Origin of the sequence: Maribacter spongiae (assembly GCF_047345125.1) — a bacterium.
Lineage (GTDB): Bacteria > Bacteroidota > Bacteroidia > Flavobacteriales > Flavobacteriaceae > Maribacter.
On the sequence record NZ_JBLFEQ010000001.1, the window covers coordinates 1 to 26,541 of the forward strand.

A 26,541-nucleotide genomic window follows, 5' to 3' on the forward strand; every position below is an offset into this window, starting at 1 on the left:
AATGCACTCAAAATAGGACAACGGATCCAAAATCAAGCGCAAAAAGCAGCTTGATCAAAAACAAAGAGCACAAAAAACCAAACCTACAATGGAATACCTATCCCTATTCCTGAACATCCCTAATTAGTAATCAATATGTTGAGGTTTTATCGTTTTTATTAGTTGATGTCAGCAAGAATCTTTTTGATTTTCCTCTTGACAGACGGAGAGTTAATAAGACATTTTATAAAAGAATCCCTTTCCTTTTTAGTTAATCTGCCGATAACCTCATAATCTACATTTTCGTTTTCATAAACACTTTCCATTATTTCTTTTGAAAATTCATTCATTTGATATGCATACACAAATGTGTTGAAAGGAAAGGAGAAACCACGATCAGTAATAATACGATCTTTAGCAAAAAGATAACAACTGATATTTTCAGTCTTTACTTCTATACATCCATGATTTAAGTATTTATCCGGCACATAATCTTGAGATGTTGGTAAATATGCAAATATGATTTTGCCATTGCTATCTTCATGAATTGGGATGAAGTACTTATTTTTCGGAGAGCTTTTACCATTTGGAAAGTAAAATGGGGTAAAATAAATAATGCTAAATAAATCAAACATTGTATGCCCTCAGCAAATTGGAGTTATCAATATAATCAATGTAAACCTTTTTCTTTTCGTCATCTAAAAGTCTACTAAAATCAATATGATAATTTGATGTCCTAACAATCTTTTTTTCAAATAATTCCAAAAGCCCTTTTTCCTGAGCTATTTGATGCCATAAAGACCCCTCGCGATGAGTTATATCAGACATTTCGGAGGCATTCTTTCTACCGAATTTGGCAACAACATATTCAAGAATAAACATGTCATTATCCGAAAATTCATCATCATTGAAATCCTTCTTAGGAAGAACTTCAACCATTACATAACCATGAGGCAATACTTCTGATTTAGTAGTAATATATTCTGAAAGTATTTCTGGAACTGAGGTTAATTCAACATAAACATCCTGAGATACAGGACCAAATTGCCATATCTCGTATTTCAATCCCAAAACCGGTATACCATATTTTTTAATCGAAAATTCATCTAAAAAGTATAATAGCTTTAAGCATTGAGTTTTTGACAATGATGGAATTTTCTTAGAAAGATATATTATGGTATTACCAAGTTTGTCAATTTCTTGCTTGGTAAACCCTTTTCTATTTAATGGAATTCCGAAATTCATTTAAAACAAAGGTATCAATAATATTGCCAGTAATCAATTTATGTATTGTCACATAACTAATTAACGTAAAAATTTCTTTATTCTTGTTTAATCTGAATAAGGGAATTCTTTGTCTTTACTAAAAAAAGAGTTGTTTTAACGGTGCATATTTTACATTTCTTGCAGAAAGAACAGTTTTTATTATGTTGTCTTTTTTCTATCTTGACGTGTTATACAATTTCGTTATTTAAGAGGAAATCATTAAAATCTTTTTGACCATCCTCTAGATGGGACTAACATTATTTTTTATGGTTATTTAGACAAGTGATCGGCAAAATCAGCGGTGTTTTCACAGCAGAGCTGTTCCATGACCTGTTGCAATTGTTTTTTTAATATGGCAATGGTATGGTCGCCCCCCTTTTTGCCCAGTGCGGAAACACCGTACATAAAGGACCGCCCCATAAAAGTGAATTCCGCGCCACTTGCCATGCACCGTGCGATATCGGGACCGGATCGGAGTCCACTGTCCATCATAATGGTTATGCGATTTCCAAATTTCCTTGCGATTCTCTTTAAAGGCACTATGGTAGATTCACCAGCATCCAACTGGCGACCTCCATGATTGGAGACAATGATACCATCAAGTCCTAATTTTATAGCCGTTTCGGCATCTTCTTCACTAGCAACGCCTTTTAACACCAATTTCCCTTTCCACATATCCCTAATGGCCTTGATTTTTTCCTTGTTCAAACGGCCATCAAAGGTGTCGTCCATAAACCGTCCAAGCTGTTTTAGGTTCATTTTATCGGACATGTAGGGCTCGAGCGTTTTAAAAGTAGGCTGTCCGTGCAATAAAGTTTCCATGGCCCATTTTGGTTTTCCCAAAATCTGTAAGATATTGTTGAGGGTCATCTTGGGGGGCATGGCGAGCCCATTTTTCATATCCCTTGGGCGATACCCAAAGGTGGGCACATCACATAAAATGACCAGTACGGGGCACCCTGCGGCCTGGGCCCTGTGTATGATATCATCCCTTAGGGCTTGCTTTGCCGGATGGTAAAGTTGGAACCATGCCCTGCCCTCGGTCAGTTCGCTAATGCGTTCAATACTGCTGGTAGAAACCGTGCTGAGTACAAAGGGAATATTGTGTTCCAGTGAGGCCTTGGCTAAAATTTCCGGTGAATTGGGCCACATGAGTCCTTGCAATCCCACTGGTGCAATGCCGAAAGGGGCATCGTAAACATGACCAAAAAGTTCGGTCTTTTGACTGCTTGAGGTATAGGCTTTAAGATATCGGGGCACCAATTCTACTTTTCGGATATCTGAAGTGTTCTTGATCAGATTGACATCCTCATTACACCCACCATCCAAATACTCAAAGGCGAACTTCGGCATTTTTTTTTTAGCTTTTTTCCGCAGGTCTGCAACAACGGGATATTTCATAGGACATGTGTTTTTCTTATCATTATTCTATGGCTCTGTCCAAATGGGTATAGCCCCCGTCCACAAATACTATTTGGCCGGTGGTGTGGCTCGATTTGTTGGACAGTAAAAAAACGGTGGTATGGGCGATTTCCTCCACAGTGGTCATTCTTTTTTCCAAAGGAATCCTATCCTCAATAATCTTTAGACGTTCTTCGGGGTTCTCAAAGTTTTTTATCCAATTCTGATATTGGGGGGTAAAACATTCGGCTACAATAATGGCATTGACCCTTATTCCATAGGGAAGCAGCTCAACGGCCCACTCCCGTGTCAATGCATTGCGTCCTCCGTTCGCCGCTGCATAACCGGAAGTTCCCCCCTGGCCGGTAACAGACGTCTTGGAGGCTATATTTACAATGGCACCCTTGCTTTTCTTCAAATGGGGCAGGCAAAAATGTGCCATGGTAAAATAATGGACGACACTGCGTTTTAACGAAAGTACAAAATCATCATGCGTTCCCGTTTCCAGGCTTACACCATCGTTTAATCCAGCATTGTTCACTAACCCGTTAATAGTACCAAACTCTTCAAAGGCTTTGAATACTGCGTTTTTGCATTGATCGGGATCTGTTAGTTCCGCTACGGCATATGAGGCCTTTCCCCCATTTTGATGGATTTCTTGCGTTGCAAGCAAAATATCGTTTTCATTGCGCCCAACAATAAAAGGAATAGCACCTTCCTGGGCTAAGAACACAGCTATTCCCTTACCAATTCCTTTTGCCCCTCCGGTTACGATGAATACTTTGTTCTTTAGTTCTAAATCCATAAGCTATAGGTTTAGCCGATAGGCTTTTACGGCGTTTTTATAATACAGCATATCCTTTTCTTCTTTGCTCAATTGTGATGCGTAGGAATCTACCAAGGTATAAACTTCTGAATATTTTGCAGCAAGCAGGCAAACCGGCCAATCGGAACCGAATAGGGTTCTTTCAATTCCAAAGGATTCAAATACAGTGTCCAATACATATCGGAAATCTGTTTTGTCCCGATTGTTCCAGTCCGTTTCCGTTACCATCCCTGAAACTTTACAATACACATTTTCAAGCTTGGCCAATTTTTGAATTTCCCGGCTCCACTGGCTTAAATCCCCTTTTTTGAGATTTGGTTTACCCATATGATCCAAAATAAAAGTTTGATCGGGGAACTCCCCCACCAATTGTACGGCTTCCGTTAACTGATGTCCATAGACCAAAATGTCATAAGCAAGGCCGTACTTGTTAAGTTTTGAAATACCTTCTTTAAACTTTTTTTGACCCATAAAACCTGTGGGCTCCGATTGTAATATATGTCGAATACCTTTTAGGCTTTTGTTTTCGGTAAAAAAAGCAAGTCTGTCCCCCACATTATCAGCCTTTAAATCTACCCAACCAATAACACCCTTCACAAAAGGGTTTTTCCGGGCACATTGTAATAGAAAAAGCGTCTCTTTTTCGGACTGATCTGCCTGTACCGCAATACAGCCATCAATATGATGGGCTTCAAGGATCGGTTTTAAATCCTTTGGAAGGAAATCCCTTCGGATAACCTGCATAGATTCGTCGATCCAATTGTCCCTAATGGGATTATAATTCCAAAAATGTTGGTGGCTGTCTATGATCATTTATATGCCTTACAGGTTTGCCTGGAAACACCCAAACCTTCTATCCCCAATTCTACAACGTCCCCTGGTTTTAGGTATTTTGGGGGATCGAATCCTAGACCCACTCCAAAAGGCGTACCTGTAGAAATGATATCGCCCGGTAATAAGGTCATGAATCGACTGATATAACTAACGACCTCCTGTACATTAAAAATAAAATCGGAAGTAGAACTGTTTTGCATGGTTTCTCCATTCACTTTTAGCCATAATTCCAGATTATTGGGATTTTTGATTTCTTCTTTTGTAGCGACAAAGGGCCCGATAGGGGCAAAGGTATCGCAACCCTTTCCTTTGCACCATTGCCCTTCCTTTTCAATTTGAAAGGCGCGTTCGCTATAATCGTTATGTAGTACATATCCGACAACATAGTTTAGGGCATCGGTTTCGGAAACATAAGAGGCCTTTTTGCCGATCACTATTGCCAGTTCTACCTCCCAATCGGTTTTTTCACTTCCTTTCGGTATGATCAGATCATCATTGGGGCCAACGATGGCCGAAGTGGATTTAAAGAACAGCACTGGCTCTTTGGGAACGGCCATACCACTTTCCGCGGCATGTTGTGCATAATTTAAGCCTACGCATACTATTTTTGAAGGCCTGCAAATAGGAGGTCCTAAACGGGTCTCTTTTTTTATCAAAGGCATGTTTTGAGTGTTTTCGGACACCCAGACCTTTAACCGCTCAAGACCGTCATTTTGAAAGAAAGATTCGTTATAATCTTCTCCAAAAGCGGAGACATCGAACCGTTGACCGTCTTTTAGTTCCACACCTGGTTTTTCCTCCCCTTGATTTCCAAATCGAATTAATCTCATATCATTTTTTTATCCGTTCAATTTTATGAATCCCCCATCTATGGGGAAATCTGTTCCTGTAATAAATTTAGCCTCGGAAGAGCATAAAAACAAGGCCAAGGCCGCAACTTCCTCTGGTGTTCCCATTCGTCCTATAGGTTGGGTCTTTGATAGTTTTTCGAACATTTCCGTCTCTTTTCCCGGATAGTTTTTTTTAATGAACCCATCTACAAAAGGGGTATGTATCCTTGCCGGTGATATGCTGTTGCACCGGATACCATATTCGATATAATCCTTGGCCACGGAATAGGTCATGGTCAATACGGCCCCTTTGGACATGGAATAGGCAAAACGATCCGAAATCCCTACCGTAGAGGCAATGGAGGCCATATTGAGTATGGTTCCTCCTTGTTTTTTCATGTGCGGGACTACGGCATACATACAGTTGTAGACCCCTTTGATGTTAACATCATAAATCCGGTCCATGGCTTCCTCATCCGTTTGTTCAAGGTTGCCCACATGGGCGATTCCGGCATTATTGATAAGGATATCAATGCCGCTTTGAGCATGGACATCATCTATAATTTGCTTCGCCTTATCTTGTTTGGATACATCACATGGGTGAAAATGAGCCTTGGCGTTCATTCTACGGATTTCCTCCACGGTTTGCCGTCCTTTGGGCTCATCAAATTCCAAGATATGGACCTCACCACCAACACTGGCCATTTTAAGGGCAATGGCCTTTCCTATTCCACTGGCCCCACCGGTTACGATAATTGTTTTTCCGGATAAATCGTACATTGTATTCAATTTTTTAAATATTCGTTTGTTCCACTTGCCAAACAATCCCATGCGGAAATTCATAGTCCTCCAGTGATCGCTCTTTCATTGTAATGCTATAGCCCGGTAGTTTGGGAGGCATATAGGCACCTTCTACTATTGTCACGGGGTCTAAAAAATGTTCGTGCAGGTGGTCTACATATTCAATGATTCTATTTTCCATGGAACCGCTTATGGCAATATAATCGATCATGGAGAGATGTTGTACATATTCACATAGTCCAACGCCTCCGGCATGAGGACAAACGGGAATTTTCATTTTGGCGGCCATTAAAAGAATGGCCAAAATCTCATTGACCCCACCGACCCTACAACTATCTATTTGGCATATGCCTATGGCATTGGATTGCATCAGCTGTTTAAAAACCACCCTATTCTGGCAGTGCTCACCGGTAGCGACCTTAATGGGCGCCACGGCTTTTGCGATTTTGGCATGGCCCAGTATATCGTCGGGACTTGTGGGTTCTTCGATCCACCATGGGTCAAACTGGGCCAATTGTTCCATATTCGAGATGGCCTCCTGAACATCCCATTTTTGGTTGGCATCCATCATTAACTTAAGTTCTTCACCGATTTCCTCCCGAATGATTCCGGCACGCCTTAGGTCATCATCCAAATCGGAACCGACTTTCATTTTTAGATGTGTAAAACCATTTTCTTTGGCCTCCCTACAAAGTCTTCGCATCTTTTCATCGGAATATCCCAACCAGCCCGCAGAAGTGGTGTAGGCGGGATAGCCATTTTTTAAGAGATCGGTAATCCGTTCCTGTTTTGAGGCCTCTTTTTCTTGGAGCAGAGCAAGGGCCTCTTGGGGGGTTATTACATCGGTGATATAGGTAAAATCCACACAAGCGACGAGTTCTTCCGGAGACATATCGGCCAACAATTTCCATAAAGGTTTCCCTTCGACCTTGGCATAAAGATCCCATACCGCATTTACCAAAGCACCCGTGGCCAAATGAATGACCCCTTTTTCTGGTCCCAACCATCGCAATTGGCTGTCCCCGGTAAGCATACGCCAAAACCCGGACATATCCGAGATGATAGCTTCGAGACTCACACCTTTCAATAGATGGGACATGGAATGAACGGCCTGTACGCAGATTTCATTGCCCCTGCCAATGGTAAAAGTAAGGCCATGCCCCTCGTGACCCTTTTTGCTATTGGTCTTCAATATCACGTAAGCTGCGGAATAGTCGGGATCTGGGTTCATGGCATCAGATCCATCCAGTGTCCTGCTCGTTGGAAAGCGAATATCCTTGACCACGATATCCGTGATAACTGTTTTTTCGGTCATTGAAAACTATTTTTTGGAAAATTACTTCCCTGGGGATTAAAAATCTACCTAATAAATTGCCATTGTATATACTCTTTTTGCATAAGCACCTTATTTATACAAATTAAGGCAATTTTTTGACATATGTTTTGGGAGATGTACCCTTTATCAGCTTAAACTGCCTGTAAAAATTGGATAGATTGTTGAACCCCGATTCGTAACAAATAGAGGCGATATTTTGTTTGTCTTCCAAAATAAGTTTACAGGCGTAACCTATTCTTATTTCATTTACATATTGCGTAAAAGTCTTTCTATGGACCTGTTTGAAATATCTGCTGAAAGCGGATGGATTCATAGTTGCAATTTGCGCCACATCCTGGAGTGAAATGTTCGATTTAAAATTTTGAAAAGTGTATTCATAAACTTTTGTGAGCCTTTTATGTTTACCGTTCGGGGCAATGGTATCGGAATCAGGGCCGGAGAGTAAACAAAAATCCTTGTGGCAGGACAATTTTTGGAGCAATTCCAGGAACCGAATCATTTTTTCAAAGGATTTATGTTCGGGCAATGCCATGATGTCATTGAGAATGTCCGGAGAGGGATTTAAAAACCGTATTCCTTTTTTTGAATTTTCAAGTAAGCGTGTAATTTTTTGCATTTCCGGCCTGGCCAAGAACTCGTGTCCCAAGAAATTTTTTTCAAAGTGAATGGCAATCGCTTCTGCGTTGTTTGGGGAGGGATTACTAAAATAGGAACCTTCATTGAGCCACATATGGGGCAGGTTCTCCCCGATCAATACCAAGTCCCCGGCTTCGAATTTTTCTATGGAGTCCCCAATAAACCGTGTGCCGGTACTTTTCAGGACAAAAACAAGCTCAATTTCTTTATGGTAGTGCCAAACTTCAAGAAAATGGGCATATGTATGATGACTTACGCTAAACGACCCGTTTTTGGAATCTGATCGTTCAATATGGTGTAATTTCATGATTTTGCAAAAAAACTAGGGAATACAAGATAGGTTTTTATGCGGCTTTTTACCGGTATTGGGATTTTGTTTTACTGACTATATCTATTTTTTGTCCAGTTTTCCCAACACTTTCTTGAATAGAGAAACCGTAATGGCAATATCATTATTACGACAAGAAACAAGAAAACATTGCCCGTACCCGTACTGAAGAATAAAAAAGAGGTTGTAACAGGACGAGTGCAACGAAGGCTCAAATGTTTAGCCTATATTGTAAAGATAATTTGGAAAATTTCTGAAAAGTACATTAATAACTACCTTAGCATAAGGTATCCAAATTAAGAATGTTATGGATTTAAAAAATAAGGTTGCTTATATAACAGGTGGTTCAAAAGGAATAGGGTTTGCTGTTGCCAAAACCCTGATCGATGCGGGCATGAAAGTGGCCATTAGCGGCCGTACTTTAAAGACCGTGGAAAAGGCCGCGGAGTATTTGGGAGATGAGGATATGGTACTGGCCTTGGAATCGGATGTTACGCAACTTAACGACGAAAAAAAAGCGGTTCAACATATTTTGGACCAATGGGGACAGTTGGATGTTGTGCTGGCCAATGCAGGAGTCGGGAATTTTGCCCCGGTAGATGAATTGTCCGAGGAGCAATGGCACCAGATGATAAACACTAATCTTAACGGTGTTTTTCATACGCTGAAAGCTTCGGTAGCGGCCTTAAAAAAATCAAAGGGGTATTATATGACCCTGGCCAGTTTGGCAGGGACCAATTTTTTTGCCTCCGGGGCTGGGTATAATGCCACCAAATTTGGGGTAGTGGGCTTTACACAGGCGGCGATGTTGGATTTAAGAAAATATGATGTCAAAGTTTCTACCATAATGCCTGGATCGGTTGCCACCCATTTTAACAATAACGAACCCGATGAAAAGGATGCCTGGAAGATCCAACCGGAGGACATAGGCAAACTGGTATTGGACCTGCTGCAAATGCACCCGAGAACCTTGCCGAGCAAAATAGAGGTGCGACCCACAAGGCCCGATAAAAAATAGGTTAAACGATTTTCTCCGTAAACGGAATTTCGGGATTGCAGATTTCTTGGATCAACCCAAAAAGATATTGTTCAAATTCGTTTAGGACATCGGTCTCTATATTGTTGTTTTTTGCCCCGCGTACGGATTCTTTTTTAGCAAAGAGCATGGTACCTTCGCCCATGTTTTTTAGGGAGATGATTCCGGCCTGTAGTTCCTTAACACCAACGGATTTTTTGTACATAAGGCTATAGCACAAGAGCTGAAATGCCTTGCTATAATCATATGTTTTGGTAAGGGTGTCCCAATCCATGATTTCCACATTTCTTGGTTCTACCTTTCCCGTTTTGTAATCTATAATTCTCGTAATTCCGTCGCACTCGTCAATACGGTCCAACTTTCCTTTTAGGATTACGGGAACACCTATTTCCGGAACGGACAGGCTTATATTCAGTTTTTGCTCCAGACCGATTATTTTTATGGAATGTTTTTCGGCCTCTACGATTTCCATATCGATAAAATTTTGGATGTATTTTATGATGACGTGATAGGACAGGTAGTTCTTGCCCGAACTGATATCTCCGTCCAGATAGGTTTTTTTAAAGTTATGGGTTACTACGCCCTCAATTTTGGTCTTGGCATGCAATAAAAGTGCTTTGGATAGTTCTTTTCCAACAAACGGAGTGTAGAGCTGTTCCAGGCTGTCATGTACAATAGAGCCAAAGGTATTGGCTGCCAAGGTTTCCTCCACAGTTGCCATTTTATCGATACCCAGTATATTTTGTTTGTAGAAATCCATAGGGTTTCTAATGTAATTGCTCAGGGAGCTGGGAGAAAATCCTTTCTGGGCGTGATCCAAGATCATTTTATGAAGGCTGGCTGTTTTGGTAATCTGTTCCCTTTCCATTTTAACGGGCAAAATAGAAGGGGCGGCTATTTTTTCTATGATATCGGTTCGGTTCCCGTCCGTTAATAGCTGTGTTATCAATCGGCTTTTTTCACCGCCCTCCAGAACATCGGGTTCCGTATTGTAGATTAAATACACATTTTTGGCCCTTTGCAATAACCGATAAAAGTGATAAGTATAAACGGCATCTTTCTCTTTATAGGTAGGCAGACCATATTCTATTTTTAGATCGAAGGGAATAAAGGAATTATGGGATTTACCGGAGGGCAATATACCTTCATTGACAGATGTTAGGATAACCGTTTCAAAATCCAGATTTCTACTTTCCAACATCCCCATTATTTGAAGGCCTTCCATAGGGTCGCCTTGAAAATCCAATGTTTCAGGAGACAATAGTTCCCCAAAAAGGCTTTTAAATGCTTTAACACTGCTTACATAGGAATATTTGGAAATAATATCCTGTACCTGATTGAATAAATTGTGAAACTTATATAATTGTTCCAATGCCATATGATCTTTCGTTTCTGAAAGTTTTTCTTTTAACAAAAGAATCAATTTTCGGTTTTTATCAATGATTGTCATTGGATTTGACTCCTTTCCGGAAAAAAGGATCGTTAAAAAAGGAATGGGTTCTTGAAAGGTCTTTTGAATGAATTCCAAGGTGACGTATATCAGATTTCGTTCAGAGATCAGCGTAATGAGCTTTTCCCTAAAAACGCCATTGTCTTGTAATAAAATAGCGGACAGGGGGTGTAGTATAAAATTTAAAAAATCTTTATAAAACCAGCCTTTGGGTGTTTTTGCTTCCAACAGGGAGATTACGTCCATAAAAAAAGATGCCATGGGCGTAGCCTCCAATTTTTGCCCCATGGTTATATTTATGGAAGTAATTTCTTTGGGAACGGCATTAAGTAGAGGGTTCAACAAATTTTCATTGGCAAGGATTACGGCGGTATTTTTTAACCCGTTCAAATGCGTTGCATTTATTTCGCATAAAAGAGTCCCCACATATTTGGCCTGGGAAACGTTTTTAGGAACACCAATAACCTCAATGTCTTTTTTAGAAAGGTAGTGGTCACTTATGCCCTTGAGTTTGTTTTTTGAGAAATAACCCCAGGATTTTTTGTGTTGACGAATAAATAGACCGGCATCATGAACGGGGTCGTTCAGGAAATAGGCATCGATATCCCAGTAAATCCGGGAATTTGAATTTTCTAAAATGGTTTGAATGATATGGCTTTCCGATGTGTTCAGTGCATTGAATCCGAGAAAAATATGGGGAGACGGTTCTTTTTGAAGATATAAAGGAATTTTTTCAAATGCTTTTCTATAGACTAGGCCTTGATGCCCCAAGGCTTTGTTCGACAGATTGGAATTGAAGTTTTCATAGATGGCTCCAAGATGTTTCCAAAAGTTGAGGTAATTTACCATCATTTCGGTAGGCTTGCTACTAACGGACCAATGGGTTATTTCCTGTATATCGGAAAGGCCGGAAAACAATTTTTGTGAATCTATAAGATACCGATCTATTTCATTTATGTCCTGTAATAAGGTCTGTGCCCATTGGAAAAAGGTGTCAAACGAATCTTTGCTAAAAGTCCCTGTCCGAAGATAGGCTTCGTACAATTCAAAAAGTTGTTGTGTGTTATTTGCGTAAGAGAGTCCGGAAACCTTTTCTACAAATTCTTCGATGCTATAAATTATGGGCGAAATTATAACGGTACCCGCTTTTTGGGCAATGGCTTTCTTTAGGAAATTGCCGGCCCTTTTACTGGGCAGGACAAAGATAATGGCACTTATGTTTTCATAATTGGGCCAAATGTCATCTATAACTTCATCTATAAAACTGCGCATGGATTAAAAATAAAAAAAGCTCCGCAACTGCGGAGCTTTAATTTTAAAACAAAGTTTTATTATTGGAAATCTTCTTATTTTACCAAGTTGATTTCTGTTCTTCTGTTTTGCTTTCTACCGTTTCTTGTATTGTTGGTAGCGATAGGTTTATCTTCACCGTATCCAATAGCAGTTAATCTACTAGCGGAAATACCTTCTTTGATCAAGAAGTCACGTACAGAGTTCGCTCTTTTCTCAGATAAAGCTTGATTTAATTTAGAACTACCTACACTATCCGTGTGACCTTCAACGGTAAACTTAGAGTTTGGATATTCTTTCAAGATTTTGATGATGTCCACAAATACGGAAACAGTTTCTGTTTTCAATGAAGCTTTACCGGTATCGAACAAGATAGTTCTTGCATAATTGTTCAATTGCTTCTGAACCTCCTCGGTAACCTCTGGGCAACCATTGTTAGCAACGGTACCGGCTACATCTGGACAGGCATCGTCTTTATCTAGAACGCTATCACCGTCTTTGTCCGGCCATGGGCATCCTTTGTTTTCAGAAGGACCAGCTTCGTTAGGACAAGCATCGTCCTTATCGGCAACACCATCGCTATCAGCATCAGGACATCCTTGTAAAGCGGCAAGACCGGCTTCGTTAGGACAAGCATCGTCCTTATCCGCAACACCATCACCGTCAGCGTCAGGACATCCGTTCATTTCTTTGGAACCGGCTTCGTTAGGGCAGCTGTCTTTACTGTCTTCTATACCATCACCGTCAGCATCAGGACAACCGTTGAACGCTTCTAGACCGGCAACTTCTGGACAGGCATCATCTTTGTCATAGATACCATCACCATCCGTATCAGTTCCTCCGAACTTAATGGAAAGACCGGCTAAGTGCTGAAAGTGTTTCACACCATAATCTTCAAAAGCATGCTTATAGCTAGATTGTAGTGTAAGACCAATGTTCTCGGAGAACCAAATGTTCAGACCAAGGCCACCATTTGCAGTTCCGGCCCCAATTTCATCGACCCATGTGTAACCACCACCTATTTCAATAAAAGGATCGATTACCGTGGTTTTTTTGATGAAGTTATATTTTATGGTACCATCTATAGCATAATGGGAAAGATCATCAACGCTAACGTCTCCCAATTTGGTAATTCTGTTTAAAGAACCTCTTGCTCCTACAGAGAAACCATTGCCTACATGCTTGGATACACCAATATAGGAAATGGATGGAAGAATGTTCCAATGGTCGTTGACATTGAAAAACTCACTACCAAAAGAACCTGTGGCCGCGGCAGGAAGATTTTCATCATTTGCAGGGAACACGTCAATAGCGTTAACCCCAAACTGTATTTGCCAAGGATTATTTTCGTCTTGCGCTTGTATGCTGTTAAATCCTACAAAAAGCAGGGCAACAACCAATAATTTGCTAAGATGTTTCATGTTGAATTTTTTAAGTTTAAGTGTTTATTAGCTGCAAATGTAAGTTGTTAAATATTATTAACAAAATCAATTTCCTATTTTTTTTAACACAGTTTATAGGAAAAACGGGGCTTTTAAACGATATTTAATTCCCTCCCGACTTCGGTGAAAGCCTGGATCGCAAAATCCAAATGTTCCTTTTTGTGCGCTGCCGAAAGTTGGACACGAATCCTTGCTTTCCCCTTGGGGACCACGGGGTAAAAGAACCCGATTACATAAATCCCCTTTGCTAAAAGCATAGCGGCCATTTTTTGTGAGAGTTTGGCATCATAGAGCATAACGGGGACTATGGCGGAATCACCATCGATAATATCGAATCCGGCACTTTTCATTCCTTTTTTAAAGTAATCCGTGTTTTCCTGGAGCCGGTCTCTAAGTGTGGTATCTTTTTCCAACATGTCAAATACCTTAATGGAAGCCCCGACAATGGCAGGTGCCAAGGAGTTGGAAAATAGATAGGGCCTTGAACGTTGCCGAAGGATTTCTATAATTTCTTTTTTACCGGTCGTATAACCGCCCATGGCACCGCCCAGGGCCTTGCCTAAAGTGCCCGTAACAATATCAATACGGCCCATTACGCCTTTTTCCTCTAAAGTACCTTTTCCCTTTTTCCCGATGAATCCCGTTGCATGGCATTCGTCTATCATGACCATGGCGTCATACTGGTCGGCCAGATCGCAAATCTTGTCCAATGGCGCTACCAGGCCGTCCATGGAAAAGACACCGTCCGTCACCACAATTTTAAACCTGGCCCCATCCTCGTTCGCCTGTTGTAATTGTTTTTCCAGATCTGCCATGTCGCTATTGGCATATCTATAGCGCTTTGCTTTACAAAGCCGCACGCCATCTATAATGGATGCATGGTTCAGGGAGTCCGAAATAATGGCATCCTGTGCGGACAGTAAGGGTTCAAAGACCCCTCCATTGGCATCAAATGCGGCAGCGTACAGTATGGTATCTTCCGTTCCGTAAAAATCGGCTATTTTTTTTTCCAATTGTTTATGGATATCCTGTGTGCCGCAAATAAACCGCACGGAGGACATTCCAAATCCATGGCTGTCCAAGGTGTCCTTAGCGGCCTGTATTACATCCGGGTGGGACGAGAGCCCCAAGTAATTATTGGCACAAAAATTTATGACCTCTTCTCCACTGTCTATTTTAATGACCGCATCCTGGGGGGTAACTATGATACGCTCTTCTTTGTAAAGGCCGTCACTTTTTATGCCTTTTAACTCTTCCTGTAAAAACGTCTTTATTTTTCCGTACATGTTCTTTTTAAATATGTGCTATATTAATTTTGTCCGAAATATACACAATGATTTTGTCCGCTACCTCAAAACCTAGGTTTGAATAGGCCATTGCATAATTTTCCAATTGTTCATGATATTTTGTGCTTTCACCTCCTGTCTTATAGTCAATAATGTAGGCTTTTTTATCCTTAATGGCAATTCTGTCCGGTCTTAAGACCATATTGTTTTCCATAAGTACATCCCGCTCGTTCCAAATATTGAATTCATTGGAAAAGAAGGGCCTCAATTCTGGATGATCAATAATTTTAAGGATTTTGATTCTCGTATTTTCCTCCTCTTTTTCGGACAGAAGACCTTTCACGATAGCCTTTTTAATAGCACCTTCCATATCTTCCTTATATGTTATTTCCCCTAAGACGGCATGGATTATATTACCTTTTTCAATAGCGGACTCCCTATTGCTTTCCCAAAGCATACCGGCCTTTGTTAAAATCTTAAAATCAGATCTGTTTTTTTGGGTATATGTATAGGATATATCAAGACTGGGGCTTGTTTGCGTTGTACGAGGGGTGTTAAATGCTAAGGTTCCAAATTTATATTCCAACTTCTCGGGATTCCATAAATTAACGGTATTCAAATAATGGATAAATAGGCCCGAATACAAATCGCTCTTATAGCTTCCGTCCTTTCTCAAATCACGTAAACTAATTACGTAAAGACCGGATATAGCCCTTGTGAGGGCCACGTACAATAAATTAAAGGCATCCAATTGTAATTTATGTTCTTCTTCATAATAGAGGTCGGATGCTATGGCACTATAAGCCGTAACTTCTTTTTTCTTGTTGATCAATAATTCCTTAAAGCCCGAAAACTTTTCAGGTGCAACGGGAACCCATAATTTAGGGGTTATTTCTTCTAGGATATTGGTGTTGGCATATGGAAAAATAACAATAGGAAATTCCAGTCCCTTGGCCTTATGAACGGTCATTATCTGTACCGCATTTATATTTTCGGGGGTATTTATACTCAAAGTATGACCTTTCTTTTCCCAATAGGAGAGAAAGGAGGATATGTCCGCTCCCTGTTTTTGCTCCACTTCCATGATTAAATCCATAAAAGCGGTTATATGGGCATCTGAACCTGGGGCAAGATCAAACTTTTTTATGGCACGTTCTATACCGTCATACAGCGTCTCCCGTTGGAATTTGCGGATATTAAAATCAAATTCCTCGATTAAAACCGTTTCCAAATGATGTATTCTTTTTTGAATACTGCTATGTATATCACCGGCATCGGAATATAAAAACCGTAAGAGGTCATAATTGATTTCTTCGGACTTGGGATACAGGGCAAACTTCATGAGGTCCACCAGAAATTTAACACAGGTACTTTTGGACAGCAATAACGATTCACTGGAGATAATGGGAATATCCTGGGCCATGAGATAATCCGCCAATGCGATACCGTGCTTTTTTTTCCGGGTAAGAATACAGATGTCTCCATAATCAAACCCTTTCAAAAGAACTTCCTGAATTGTCTCAAAGGTTCTTTGTCCATAACCTTCATCGGTTTCCTCCTCTAGGAACGATAGTTTTACAAAACCTCCTTTTTTGTTATTGGTCTGTTGCCGATTCCCTTTTTTAAAGAGTTCTTGATATATGGGACTGTCTAAAAAAGGACTAACGCTCTGAAAGAAATCATTATTAAAATGTATGATTTCATCGTAGCTACGATAGTTTTTGGGTAAGGATCGGGTTTCTCCATTTACGGAAAAAGGTTGAACTTTTTTAGCGGTAAGTTCAAGAAATTGTTCCGCTTTACCTCCGCGCCACCGATATATGGCCTGCTTGGGATCTCCAACGATAAATAGCGAACCTTGTTCGCCCCGATTGTCCATGCCTTCTAACGCACTGCCTATCAAAGGAATGAGATTGCTCCATTGCATTTCCGAGGTGTCTTGAAACTCATCTATAAAATAATGGCGGTATTTTTCTCCCAACCGCTCATAGATAAAGGGTGCAGGCTGGTTTTTTATTTCTTTGGATATAATATTATTGAATTCCGATATGGAAAGCTGGTCTTTCTCCTGTTGGATGTTTCTAAGCTCTTTTTGTATGACGTTCAATAAGGTGAGTGGAACAAGATTTCTATAGGCGTTTAAGAAAAACCCTCTATGATAGATTTGCGTTTTTAGGGCGGTATATCTTTTTAGGAATGCCGTAGTTAGTTCCAGGGATGGAGGCGTAACATTGGCTTTTACAATGTTGCCCTGTATAAGACTCTCTTCCAATTTGTTGCTGTATAGGGCATTGGGCGAGAAATTACCGGCTTTTGCCTTTTTAAAATGATTTGGAAGTGTCTCTCTGGGGAAGTCCGTGAACTCCAACCCTACCTGTTCAATATATTCCAGGGTTTCCCCTGCGATCTCAATAGATTTTTTTTCTGCCGCCTTTATTTTTAAAAGGAGTTTTTGCCGTAATCCCAGGAAGTTGGCAAGCTCCTTATCCTCGAACGATTTTATATGGGAGGTATTGTTTTCGTCGAACAGCAATTGGCCCATCTTAAGTAGATCATACCCCATGTCCCAACTTCTATTGTCATCAATTTTTTCCAAGGCAAAGTCCAATAGTATCTTGGTAAGCCCCATATCCTTCCCGGCCTTGGAAATAAGTCGTCCTACCGCTTCGTCCAGGAGCAGGTCCCGGTCCAATACAACTTCAAAATTTTGAGGTAATTTTAGGTCCTTGGCAAAAGTCCGTATTAATCTATGCGTAAACTTATCGATCGTAGAAATGTCAAAGAAAGCATAGTTGTGTAGAATTTCCTTAAGTCTATGTCCACTCAATTTTTGAAGTGTTCGGGCGGGGAGTTTTAGCTCTTTTGATATCTCTAAAAATAGCGGGGATGCGGTATTTTCAATATCCGTTATGCTAAATTGATAAAGACTGTCCAAAATACGGTGCTTCATCTCGTTCACGGCTTTATTGGTAAACGTTATGGCCAGGATACGCTTGAAACCGTTCGCGGAGGAAAGGACGATTTTAAGGTATGCTTTGGAAAGTGCATAAGTCTTTCCCGAACCTGCGGAAGCATTATATATTTTAAACGGACAGTCCTCCACCTGATTTTTATATGCAAAATAAGGATTAAAGCACAGTTCTTAACAAATAATTATAGGAATATAAATGTTAAAATCTGTAAATTTGAAATACAACAAATATTAACATAAAAACGATAAAATTATGGCTTTTGAATTACCAAAATTGCCTTATGCGTATGATGCCCTGGAGCCTCATATTGATGCTAGGACAATGGAAATACATCATACAAAACACCACAACGGATATACGACCAAGTTAAATGGAGCCATTGCGGGAACGGAACTGGAAGGAAAATCCATTGATGCGATACTCTCTAATTTGGATATGGACAACGGTGCCGTGAGAAACAATGGAGGTGGATTCTACAACCATTCGCTTTTTTGGAACATTCTTTCCCCTAATGGAGGAGGAAACCCTAGTGGGGAGTTGGCCAACGCGATCAATGAAGCTTTTGGTTCTTTTGATGGGTTTAAAGAAAAGTTCAGTGCGGCGGCAGGGACAAGATTTGGCTCTGGATGGGCCTGGCTTTGTGTTCACAAAGGCGGAAAAGTAGCGATATGTTCCACTCCCAATCAGGACAATCCGCTCATGCCCGGAGTTGGATGTGGAGGACACCCTATTTTAGGTCTTGATGTATGGGAGCATGCTTATTATCTAAATTATCAAAATAGAAGACCTGATTACGTGAGTGCTTTTTTCAATATTATAAATTGGGACGAGGTGGCTAAAACGTACGCAGAAAATAAATAACGACAAACAAGGAAAATACTTGTTAAATTAAAGAGTGACAACCACTTAGAGCACCATCTTTAAGTGGTTTTTTCTTGGCTTTCCCCTATAGAAAAGGGTGGAGAAGCCTCCACCCTTTTCGTCCCAAATCTTACCATAAACTTAACCTACTTATGCTATGGCGATACTAAATTACTGGTATTGTGGGAAATAAAAAAGATTTTTTTTAAAATTTTAAATTCTTTGACCCTTTTGTGGCTATAGTAAATATGACGGCTCATCGATAAAGGGGATTATAACGGTTTAGATTTGGGCAATAAAAAAGGCGGAGCAATGCTCCACCTTTTTTCCCCAAATCTTACCATGAACTTAACCTACTTATGCTATGGTCCCCCAAAAATATAGTTCTTATACGCTCTAGAAAAAGGTATTGGATAAACGTTCTGATCTTTAGATGAAATACCCGTTATGTATTATTGTCCTACAGTAAAAAAATAAAAGAAGACGATGTTCGATCTATAAAAAATAAAAGGCGGAGCATTGCTCCGCCTTTTCCCCAAATCTTACCATGAACTTAACCTACTTATGCTATGGTCCTCCAAAAGTATAATTTATAAAAACGTATAAAAAAGGTATTGGTCTAACTTCCAATATATGGGTTGAACGACCTTTAAATAATGATTTGTGCCATAGAGTTATAAGAAAATAAGACAAATAAATTGAAGAAAGGAAAAAACGGTCGATAGTGAAAATAAAAAAGGTGGAGAACTCTCCACCTTTTTTGCCCCAAATCTTACCATGAACTTAACCTACTTATGCTATGGCAAGTCTAAAATAGAATGGCTCCTATCCAAAAAAACCATTCTATCGTTTAACTGCATGTTTTATCGACAAAATACACAATTGATATGAATTTCATCGATGAAATGTTAATAAGCCCTTTCGTTCTTGCCTTCATAAAAGTTGATAAAAGCTTTATTTACTACTCGATTTCCGCCAGGGGTAGGATAGTTTCCCGTAAAATACCAATCTCCTAAATTCTTTGGGCAGGCCTTATGTAAACTGGCAATGGATTGATAAATGATCTGCACCTCGGCATTTATATCATCGGAACTTAATAACTGACCTATTTTATGGGATATTTCATTTGCGCTAAAAGGGGCGTAAAATTTCTTTACATAGTTTATTACATCCTTGTCCTTGGATTGGGTCTGTTGTAAACATTTCTTGTAGATGGCATCAACTAGGTCCATGGAGTTATTTTCCTTATGCAGTTCCAATGCTGCTTTGAATGCTATAAAATCTTCCAATTTGGCCATGTCTATACCATAACAGTCCGGATACCGTATTTGGGGGGCGGAAGAAACAACAATAATCTTTTTAGGGGATAAACGGTCCAAAATCCTGAGAATACTTTTCTTTAGCGTTGTGCCCCTAACGATACTATCGTCTATAATAACAAGGTTATCCCCTTTTTTTACAGAGCCATAGGAAACGTCGTATACATGGGCCACCAAATCGTCCCTGCTACTATCTTGGGTAATAAAGGTCCTTAATTTAGCATCTTTAATAGCTACTTTTTCGATCCGTGGTCGCACTTCCAGTATTTCATGGAGTTGCTCGCTGGTTATTCCGGAACCCAGGGCCAAAATTTGCTCCTCTTTCTTTTTGTTCAAATAATTTTGAGCTTCTTTGACCATGCCAAAAAAAGAAGTTTCCGCAGTATTGGGAATATAGGAGAATACCGTTTTTTTTATGTTATGGTCAATGGCCTCAAGAATCTGGGGAAATACCAGTTTTCCCAATTCTTTTCGTTCCTGGTAGATTTCTTTATCACTACCCCTTGAAAAATAGATACGTTCAAAAGAACACGCTTTTCTTTCCGTGGGCTCTAAAATTTCTTTAATGGATGTTTTCCCGTCCTTCTTTATAATAATGGCATGACCGGGATCCAATTCCTTTACGCTGTCATAAGCCACATTAAAAACGGTCTGTATGGCGGGCCTTTCCGATGCCACGACTACAACTTCATCATCTTTATAGTAATAGGTAGGCCTTATTCCTGCGGGATCTCTTAGAACAAAGGCATCCCCGTGCCCTAATAAGCCTGCCATGGCATAACCACCATCAAAATTTTTGGCCGCACGTCTTAAAATTTTGGAGACCTTGAGTCGCTCGGCTATAATAGGGGAAGCTTCTTGCTTGGAATACCCTTCTTTTTTTATTTGCTTATACAGCTTGGCCACTGCATCATCTAGAAAATGACCTATCTTTTCCATTACGGTTACCGTATCCGCCATTTCTTTTGGATGTTGCCCCAACTGTATCAAATTATCAAAAAGCTCATGGACATTGGTCATATTAAAATTTCCTGCCACAATAAGGTTTCGGTGCATCCAGTTGTTCTGCCTAAGGAAGGGGTGGACACTTTCAATACTGTTTTTCCCAAAAGTCCCGTACCTTACATGGCCCAATAGCAGCTCACCTATATAAGGAATATGTTTTTTCTGTAGGGCCACGTCATTTTCATATTCCGGATGTTCCTTAAGTTCTTTATTGATACGGTCATTTATCTGGGCAAAAATATCCTGAATGGGCTGTTGATCGGAAGATCGTACACGGCTCATATAACGTTGCCCCGCTTCAACATCCAATTTTATACTCGCAAACCCTGCACCATCTTGTCCACGGTTGTGCTGCTTTTCCATCATGAGGTACATTTTATTTACACCATAAAATGCGGACCCGTATTTTTCTTTATAATACTCAAGCGGTTTGAGTAAACGGATGACCGAAATACCACACTCATGTTTAATAGCGTCACTCATTTTTTATTTTCTTGTATTGTTTTAAACGACCCATTTTATTTTAACCTACTTGTTGGATAAATACCTCTCCTTCGGGGGAGGGGTTAAAAAGCACTAAAATAAGGGGCGTATGGTTATTGTAATTCAATGTCAAACTGTGTTAATGCCTTAAATTGATGTAATCTTTTCATGATGTCCTTTCTTTTTAAGCCTACCATTCTTTCCGTGCCGAAGCGTTCTACGCAAAACGATGCCAAATTGGAACCGTGAATTACGGCATTTTTCATATTCTCGAAAGATATATCGTTCGTGTCCGTCAAATAACCGGAAAATCCACCTGCAAAAGTATCGCCCGCACCAGTAGGGTCGAACACTTCCTTTAAGGGTAATGCAGGAGCAAAAAAGACCTCGTCTTCATGAAACAGAAGAGCGCCGTGCTCCCCTTTTTTGATGACTACGTATTTAGGCCCCATTTCAAAGATTTTTTGTGCCGCTTTTACCAAGGAGTATTCACCGGTCAACTGGCGGGCTTCCTCATCGTTTATCGTAATAACGTCTATTTCCTTTATAACGGTCAAAAGCTCATCTAATGTATGGTCCATCCAAAAATTCATGGTATCCAGAATGATAAGTTTTGGTCGCTTTTCCAATTGATCGATTACACTGAGCTGAATATTGGGATGGAGATTTCCCAACATTACTACATCCGGGTTTTTATACCCTTTGGGAACAACGGGATCAAAGTTGGCCAATACATTTAGGTCCGTAACCAAGGTATCCCTGGAATTTAGATCGTTGTGGTATTTGCCTTTCCAGTAGAAGGTCTTGCCACCTTCCACGATCTCAAGGGAGGAAATGTCTATATTCCTGGAGGTAAACAAGTCCAGGTATTCCTTTGGAAAATCTTCTCCAACTACAGAGACTATGGCTGAATCTACATCAAATTGCGAAGCGGCCAAGCCAATAAAAGTGGCCGCACCACCAAGAATTTTATCCGTTTTCCCAAATGGTGTTTCAATAGCGTCAAAAGCAACCGTACCTACAATTAAAAGTTTCCCCATTCATTCTAAATTTCGGTGCAAATATACAGCTTTGGATTGCGAATAGCGAGCTATGAACAGGTGTTCCGATGATTAGTTGCTAAAAACCATTCAAAAGAAAGAAAATGATTACTTTCTTCCAAAATCCGCAGGGATTTCGCCCCAGGCCTTGGTCTCCCATTTTACAATAGGGGTATCATAGGTATTCTGTTTTAACCAGGAGACCGCACGGCGGATCAGATCAAAAAGGACCTTGTTTTTTTGATGCTCTACCAACTTGGTATTACAATTTTTTTTTCGCACCCAGCTCATGGCCGTTCTAGAATCCGTATAAATGATCCGATCGCTCTTTTGCTCTTTTAAAAAGGCCAGACCATGAACAATGGCCAAAAACTCTCCTATATTATTGGTGCCTTCGGGAAACGGGCCCTGTTTGAACAGCTTTTTTCCGGTTTTGGTATCCACGCCCCGGTATTCCATTATGCCTGGATTACCGCTTGAGGCCGCATCTACGGAAATGGAATGGTAATTAGGTTGCCCTATTTTTAGAAGTTCTTTGGGAGAGAGTTCCGGCCCTCCTTTCTTTTTCCCCTTATATGCCGCATAATTACTATTGTACGCTCTTTGGGCGATTTGAAAATTGGGAAAAGATTTGAATTCCGCACCTTTGTGGCCGGATATGGCCGCTTTGCACTCTTCCCAGGAGGTATAAATCCCGGGACGTTTGCCCTTCCATACTACATAAAACTTTCCCTTTTTGGCCATAAAACAAAATTCTTGAGAGCCTTAACGTATATTATAGTTTATCCGGAATTACTTTTGGCCGTCCCGGGGGGGGGGTTAAAATTTCTTCAATGATCCTTGGGAAATACGCATATTCCAATTCATGGACTTTTTTTGCAATGTCCTCCGGGCTATCTTTTGGTTCAACTGTGACCTTTGCCTGATGGATAATGGCCCCTTCGTCATAATTGGCATTTACATAGTGTATCGTAATACCTGTTTTAGTCTCGTTGTTCTCCCTGACCGCCTCATGAACACGCATTCCATACATACCTTTTCCTCCATATTTAGGTAAAAGGGCCGGGTGGATGTTTACGATACTATCCGGAAAAGCTTCGATTAGATTTTTAGGGATTTTCCATAGAAAACCGGCAAGCACTATGAGGTCCGGTCGCAGGGAGCGTAACACATTCAGTACACAGTCGCTCTCCATGAATGCCGTTTTATTAAAACACAGGCTGCTTATATTAAGCCGATTGCATCTGTCCAAAACTTTAGCATCCCTTTTATTTGTGAGTACAGCGGAAACCTGTACGTGGGGTCTATCATTAAAATAATGTACAATGTTCTCAACATTGGAACCCGATCCGGATGCAAAGAGGACAATTCGTTTGGTGCTCAAAAGAAAATCATTTTTAAGTTAGACCGGCCCGGCAAGGTTGCCGGGATATGACAAAAATAAGATAAAGAAATAGACCTGCCTGCCGACCGACATGAATTAAAGGAAGGGGCAAAAATTTTATAAGAGGATTTTTAAAAACCGGAAGGCCTATGATAACTCCATGCTCGTAATTTTGCGGGAAAAGGAGCGAGTGTTTCTTTAATTTTCTTAAATTACGTGACATTTTAACGACAATTGACGTTATTAATCCAAAGTTTTTTATTTTTGCCAACAATTTAAATTTTTAAAAACCGATATTATTATGTCAGACATTGCATCAAGAGTTAAAGCTATCATTGTTGATAAATTAGGAGTTGATGAAAACGAAGTGGTATCAGAAGCTAGCTTTACTAACGACTTAGGGGCAGATTCATTGGATACCGTGGAATTGATTATGGAATTTGAAAAGGAATTCGATATTCAGATCCCGGATGATCAAGCCGAAAATATCGCAACTGTTGGCCAGGCCATCAGCTATATAGAAGAAGCGAAGTAATTTTATGATTTCATAAATAGAATTCAAATTATCCATGCGGTAAATGCTCTGCATGGATAATTTTTTTTAATTTACATCTGGTTTATCTTTTAAACTAAAAATAGGTTCAATGCAATTAAAGCGAGTTGTGGTTACCGGTTTGGGGGCACTCACCCCGATTGGTAATAATATTGAGGAGTATTGGGATAGTTTGGTAAATGGTAAAAGTGGTTCAGCACCGATTACGTATTATGATGCCGAAAAATTCAAGGTAAAATTCGCCTGTGAACTAAAAAATTATAGAACGGAGGATTATTTTGATAGGAAAGAAGGCCGCAAACTGGATAGATTTGCCCAGTACGCCCTCGTGTCTTCGGACGAAGCCATCAAAGATGCCCGATTAGATCTGGATGCCCTGGACAAGTTTAGGGTAGGTGTTATCTGGGGTGCCGGAATCGGCGGTTTGGAAACCTTTCAAAATGAGGTGATGAACTATGCCCAAGGTGATGGAACACCGAGGTTCAATCCTTTCTTTATCCCAAAAATGATCGCAGATATCGCTCCGGGCAACATTTCTATAAAACATGGTTTTATGGGTCCCAACTATACTACGGTTTCGGCTTGTGCCTCTTCTGCCAACGCAATGATAGATGCCCTGAACTATATTCGCTTGGGGCATTGTGATGTAATAGTTACCGGCGGCAGTGAAGCTGCGGTGACCATTGCGGGTATGGGCGGATTTGGGGCCATGCATGCGTTGTCCACAAGAAATGACAGTCCGGAAACCGCTTCAAGACCTTTTGATGCCACTAGGGACGGTTTCGTATTAGGAGAAGGGGCAGGGGCACTTATTTTAGAGGAATACGAACATGCCAAAGCCCGTGGGGCAAAAATCTATGCTGAAGTGGCCGGAGGCGGATTGTCCAGTGATGCACATCATATGACCGCTCCACATCCAGATGGGATAGGGGTAGTACGTGTAATGGAGAATTGCCTGCGGGATGCCAACATAAGTATTGATGAGGTAGATGCGATCAATACGCATGGTACATCAACGCCATTAGGTGACGTGGCGGAATTAAAGGCCATTTCCGAAGTATTTGGCGAACACGCCAGAAATATCAATATCAATTCCACAAAATCCATGACAGGCCATTTGTTGGGCGCTGCCGGGGCCATTGAAGCCATTGCTTCCATTTTGGCCATGGAACATGGTGCGGTACCACCTACCATAAACCATACCACCGTGGACGAAAAGATAGACCAAACGTTAAATCTTACATTGAACAAGGCCCAAAAAAGAGATGTAAAGGTAGCTATGAGCAATACCTTTGGATTTGGAGGGCACAATGCCTGCGTGGTGTTCAAAAAAATTAGCTAACACACCTTTATGGCCTTCCCTAAAAATATATTCAATTCCCATTCCAAAGCGGATGGGGATTTTTTTTTGGGAATCAGGAATATATTGGGTTTTAGGCCTAAAAACCTTAATTATTACAAAAAGGCCTTTCTGCACCGTTCCATGAACAAAAGAGACGAGAAGGGAAACCCCATGAACTATGAACGCTTGGAGTTTTTGGGGGATTCCATGTTGGGAACCATTATATCCAGACATTTGTATAATGAAGTTCCAAATGGGGATGAGGGCTATTTGACCAAAATGCGCTCTAAAATCGTGAGCAGGGAGCATTTGAACGAACTAGGGAAAGACCTTAAGTTGATCAAGTTTGTAGAGAGCAGGATTCCAAAATCCCATTTTGGGGAAAATATACATGGAAATGTGTTCGAGGCCCTGGTGGGGGCCATATATTTGGACAGGGGCTATGTCTATTGTGAAAAATTCATCAACAAACGGGTCATTGAACCCTATGTGGATATCGAGCAATTGGAAGGCAGGGTCATTAGCTATAAGAGCTTGGTGATAGAGTGGTGCCAAAAGCAAAAAAAGACGTTTAACTATAATGTCTATGAAGATACGGGAAATGACTCCTTAAAGCACTTTGCCGTTAAATTGTCCATTGGGGGGAATGTAGTTTCCAAGGCAAGGGCGACCTCCAAGAAAAAAGCGGAAGAACGTGCTTCCAAACGTGCGTTTTTTGCCCTTCAGGATAAAATGGAATAAATTTTATGCGGTTATAACCTTGCGCTAATGTTGCCATAACTTTTCTTTGGTATTAAACAAAGGTTCTTCTTAGGCGGTATTGGTTAATAGTCCTATATTT

Annotated in this window: 22 protein-coding genes; 5 read left to right on the forward strand and 17 right to left on the reverse strand. The window is 40.5% G+C overall.

The genetic code is table 11. The features are described from left to right. Positions 1–158: 158 nt before the first annotated feature. The 9 genes from ACKWB9_RS00005 to ACKWB9_RS00045 all read right to left on the reverse strand — a co-directional run bounded on the left by ACKWB9_RS00005 (position 159) and on the right by ACKWB9_RS00045 (position 8,216). On the reverse strand, positions 159–614 hold the full coding sequence (locus ACKWB9_RS00005) for a hypothetical protein (protein WP_414000917.1): 456 nt from the start codon (positions 612–614) through the stop codon (positions 159–161). Then, the gene (locus tag ACKWB9_RS00010) at positions 607–1,224 is read right to left on the reverse strand and encodes a Panacea domain-containing protein (RefSeq protein ID WP_414000918.1); all 618 of its coding nucleotides are present in this window, start codon (positions 1,222–1,224) and stop codon (positions 607–609) included. The genes ACKWB9_RS00005 and ACKWB9_RS00010 overlap by 8 nt, the downstream gene beginning before the upstream one ends. Before the next feature lie 291 nt (positions 1,225–1,515). Continuing rightward, a complete protein-coding gene (locus tag ACKWB9_RS00015) occupies positions 1,516–2,646 on the reverse strand; it encodes an alpha-hydroxy acid oxidase (RefSeq protein WP_414000919.1) in 1,131 nt (376 codons plus the stop codon). Between the two features lie 22 nt (positions 2,647–2,668). Next, positions 2,669–3,451, reverse strand: a complete 783-nt coding sequence (locus ACKWB9_RS00020) for an SDR family oxidoreductase (protein WP_414000920.1) — start codon at positions 3,449–3,451, stop codon at positions 2,669–2,671. A 3-nt stretch (positions 3,452–3,454) separates the two neighbouring features. Further along, a complete protein-coding gene (locus ACKWB9_RS00025) occupies positions 3,455–4,285 on the reverse strand; it encodes an amidohydrolase family protein (RefSeq protein WP_414000921.1) in 831 nt (276 codons plus the stop codon). Beyond that, a complete protein-coding gene (locus ACKWB9_RS00030; protein WP_414000922.1) occupies positions 4,282–5,136 on the reverse strand; it encodes a fumarylacetoacetate hydrolase family protein in 855 nt (284 codons plus the stop codon). Before ACKWB9_RS00030 ends, ACKWB9_RS00025 begins: the two co-directional genes overlap by 4 nt. A 9-nt stretch (positions 5,137–5,145) precedes the next feature. After that, complete coding sequence (locus ACKWB9_RS00035) at positions 5,146–5,916, reverse strand: SDR family NAD(P)-dependent oxidoreductase (protein WP_414000923.1); 771 nt, start codon at positions 5,914–5,916, stop codon at positions 5,146–5,148. Positions 5,917–5,929: 13 nt separating this feature from the next. After that, a complete protein-coding gene (locus tag ACKWB9_RS00040) occupies positions 5,930–7,252 on the reverse strand; it encodes an L-fuconate dehydratase (RefSeq protein WP_414000924.1) in 1,323 nt (440 codons plus the stop codon). Positions 7,253–7,355: 103 nt separating this feature from the next. After that, a complete protein-coding gene (locus ACKWB9_RS00045; RefSeq protein WP_414000925.1) occupies positions 7,356–8,216 on the reverse strand; it encodes an AraC family transcriptional regulator in 861 nt (286 codons plus the stop codon). A gap of 328 nt (positions 8,217–8,544) precedes the next feature. Between ACKWB9_RS00045 and ACKWB9_RS00050 the strand changes: the two genes are divergently transcribed. Continuing rightward, positions 8,545–9,255, forward strand: coding sequence for an SDR family oxidoreductase (locus ACKWB9_RS00050; protein WP_414000926.1), 711 nt, complete (start codon positions 8,545–8,547; stop codon positions 9,253–9,255). A gap of 1 nt (position 9,256) precedes the next feature. Here the strand turns inward: ACKWB9_RS00050 and ACKWB9_RS00055 are convergent, their stop codons facing one another. From ACKWB9_RS00055 to ACKWB9_RS00070, 4 genes are all read right to left on the reverse strand, one after another. After that, positions 9,257–11,995, reverse strand: coding sequence for a PD-(D/E)XK nuclease family protein (locus ACKWB9_RS00055; protein ID WP_414000927.1), 2,739 nt, complete (start codon positions 11,993–11,995; stop codon positions 9,257–9,259). Between the two features lie 74 nt (positions 11,996–12,069). Then, positions 12,070–13,434 carry an OmpA family protein gene (locus ACKWB9_RS00060; protein ID WP_414000928.1) on the reverse strand — a complete coding sequence of 455 codons (1,365 nt, stop codon included), beginning with the start codon at positions 13,432–13,434 and terminating at the stop codon, positions 12,070–12,072. Between the two features lie 113 nt (positions 13,435–13,547). Beyond that, the gene (kbl, locus tag ACKWB9_RS00065) at positions 13,548–14,741 is read right to left on the reverse strand and encodes a glycine C-acetyltransferase (RefSeq protein WP_414000929.1); all 1,194 of its coding nucleotides are present in this window, start codon (positions 14,739–14,741) and stop codon (positions 13,548–13,550) included. Positions 14,742–14,748: 7 nt separating this feature from the next. After that, positions 14,749–17,844: a UvrD-helicase domain-containing protein gene (locus tag ACKWB9_RS00070; protein ID WP_414000930.1), complete on the reverse strand. Its 3,096-nt coding sequence runs from the start codon at positions 17,842–17,844 to the stop codon at positions 14,749–14,751. A 121-nt stretch (positions 17,845–17,965) separates the two neighbouring features. Here ACKWB9_RS00070 and ACKWB9_RS00075 point away from each other — a divergent pair, with 121 nt between their 5' ends. Next, positions 17,966–18,574 carry a superoxide dismutase gene (locus tag ACKWB9_RS00075; protein ID WP_414000931.1) on the forward strand — a complete coding sequence of 203 codons (609 nt, stop codon included), beginning with the start codon at positions 17,966–17,968 and terminating at the stop codon, positions 18,572–18,574. A gap of 908 nt (positions 18,575–19,482) precedes the next feature. Here ACKWB9_RS00075 and ACKWB9_RS00080 read toward each other — a convergent pair. The 4 genes from ACKWB9_RS00080 to purN form a co-directional block, all read right to left on the reverse strand. Further along, complete coding sequence (locus ACKWB9_RS00080; protein ID WP_414000932.1) at positions 19,483–21,381, reverse strand: amidophosphoribosyltransferase; 1,899 nt, start codon at positions 21,379–21,381, stop codon at positions 19,483–19,485. Between the two features lie 113 nt (positions 21,382–21,494). After that, positions 21,495–22,421 carry a PfkB family carbohydrate kinase gene (locus ACKWB9_RS00085; RefSeq protein ID WP_414000933.1) on the reverse strand — a complete coding sequence of 309 codons (927 nt, stop codon included), beginning with the start codon at positions 22,419–22,421 and terminating at the stop codon, positions 21,495–21,497. 108 nt (positions 22,422–22,529) lie between these two features. Next, a complete protein-coding gene (locus ACKWB9_RS00090) occupies positions 22,530–23,165 on the reverse strand; it encodes a ribonuclease H1 domain-containing protein (protein WP_414000934.1) in 636 nt (211 codons plus the stop codon). A gap of 31 nt (positions 23,166–23,196) precedes the next feature. Beyond that, on the reverse strand, positions 23,197–23,805 hold the full coding sequence (gene purN, locus ACKWB9_RS00095) for a phosphoribosylglycinamide formyltransferase (protein WP_414000935.1): 609 nt from the start codon (positions 23,803–23,805) through the stop codon (positions 23,197–23,199). A 301-nt stretch (positions 23,806–24,106) separates the two neighbouring features. Between purN and ACKWB9_RS00100 the strand changes: the two genes are divergently transcribed. The 3 genes from ACKWB9_RS00100 to rnc all read left to right on the forward strand — a co-directional run bounded on the left by ACKWB9_RS00100 (position 24,107) and on the right by rnc (position 26,441). Continuing rightward, positions 24,107–24,340 (forward strand): acyl carrier protein, encoded by a 234-nt coding sequence (locus ACKWB9_RS00100; RefSeq protein ID WP_047247024.1) that lies wholly within the window; start codon positions 24,107–24,109, stop codon positions 24,338–24,340. A gap of 109 nt (positions 24,341–24,449) precedes the next feature. After that, complete coding sequence (fabF, locus tag ACKWB9_RS00105) at positions 24,450–25,700, forward strand: beta-ketoacyl-ACP synthase II (protein WP_414000936.1); 1,251 nt, start codon at positions 24,450–24,452, stop codon at positions 25,698–25,700. Between the two features lie 9 nt (positions 25,701–25,709). Further along, positions 25,710–26,441 (forward strand): ribonuclease III, encoded by a 732-nt coding sequence (rnc, locus tag ACKWB9_RS00110; protein WP_414000937.1) that lies wholly within the window; start codon positions 25,710–25,712, stop codon positions 26,439–26,441. Positions 26,442–26,541: the final 100 nt, after the last annotated feature.

Coding starts and splice junctions, on each gene's coding strand:
- ACKWB9_RS00025 (WP_414000921.1), bottom strand. CDS start 4,285: ATGATCATAGACAGCCACCAACATTTTTGGAATTATAATCCCATTAGG.
- fabF (WP_414000936.1), top strand. CDS start 24,450: ATGCAATTAAAGCGAGTTGTGGTTACCGGTTTGGGGGCACTCACCCCG.
- ACKWB9_RS00060 (WP_414000928.1), bottom strand. CDS start 13,434: ATGAAACATCTTAGCAAATTATTGGTTGTTGCCCTGCTTTTTGTAGGA.
- ACKWB9_RS00055 (WP_414000927.1), bottom strand. CDS start 11,995: ATGCGCAGTTTTATAGATGAAGTTATAGATGACATTTGGCCCAATTAT.
- ACKWB9_RS00005 (WP_414000917.1), bottom strand. CDS start 614: ATGTTTGATTTATTTAGCATTATTTATTTTACCCCATTTTACTTTCCA.
- ACKWB9_RS00045 (WP_414000925.1), bottom strand. CDS start 8,216: ATGAAATTACACCATATTGAACGATCAGATTCCAAAAACGGGTCGTTT.
- kbl (WP_414000929.1), bottom strand. CDS start 14,741: ATGTACGGAAAAATAAAGACGTTTTTACAGGAAGAGTTAAAAGGCATA.
- ACKWB9_RS00040 (WP_414000924.1), bottom strand. CDS start 7,252: ATGACCGAAAAAACAGTTATCACGGATATCGTGGTCAAGGATATTCGC.
- ACKWB9_RS00035 (WP_414000923.1), bottom strand. CDS start 5,916: ATGTACGATTTATCCGGAAAAACAATTATCGTAACCGGTGGGGCCAGT.
- ACKWB9_RS00085 (WP_414000933.1), bottom strand. CDS start 22,421: ATGGGGAAACTTTTAATTGTAGGTACGGTTGCTTTTGACGCTATTGAA.
- rnc (WP_414000937.1), top strand. CDS start 25,710: ATGGCCTTCCCTAAAAATATATTCAATTCCCATTCCAAAGCGGATGGG.
- ACKWB9_RS00090 (WP_414000934.1), bottom strand. CDS start 23,165: ATGGCCAAAAAGGGAAAGTTTTATGTAGTATGGAAGGGCAAACGTCCC.
- ACKWB9_RS00075 (WP_414000931.1), top strand. CDS start 17,966: ATGGCTTTTGAATTACCAAAATTGCCTTATGCGTATGATGCCCTGGAG.
- ACKWB9_RS00100 (WP_047247024.1), top strand. CDS start 24,107: ATGTCAGACATTGCATCAAGAGTTAAAGCTATCATTGTTGATAAATTA.
- ACKWB9_RS00050 (WP_414000926.1), top strand. CDS start 8,545: ATGGATTTAAAAAATAAGGTTGCTTATATAACAGGTGGTTCAAAAGGA.
- ACKWB9_RS00010 (WP_414000918.1), bottom strand. CDS start 1,224: ATGAATTTCGGAATTCCATTAAATAGAAAAGGGTTTACCAAGCAAGAA.
- ACKWB9_RS00020 (WP_414000920.1), bottom strand. CDS start 3,451: ATGGATTTAGAACTAAAGAACAAAGTATTCATCGTAACCGGAGGGGCA.
- ACKWB9_RS00030 (WP_414000922.1), bottom strand. CDS start 5,136: ATGAGATTAATTCGATTTGGAAATCAAGGGGAGGAAAAACCAGGTGTG.
- ACKWB9_RS00080 (WP_414000932.1), bottom strand. CDS start 21,381: ATGAGTGACGCTATTAAACATGAGTGTGGTATTTCGGTCATCCGTTTA.
- ACKWB9_RS00015 (WP_414000919.1), bottom strand. CDS start 2,646: ATGAAATATCCCGTTGTTGCAGACCTGCGGAAAAAAGCTAAAAAAAAA.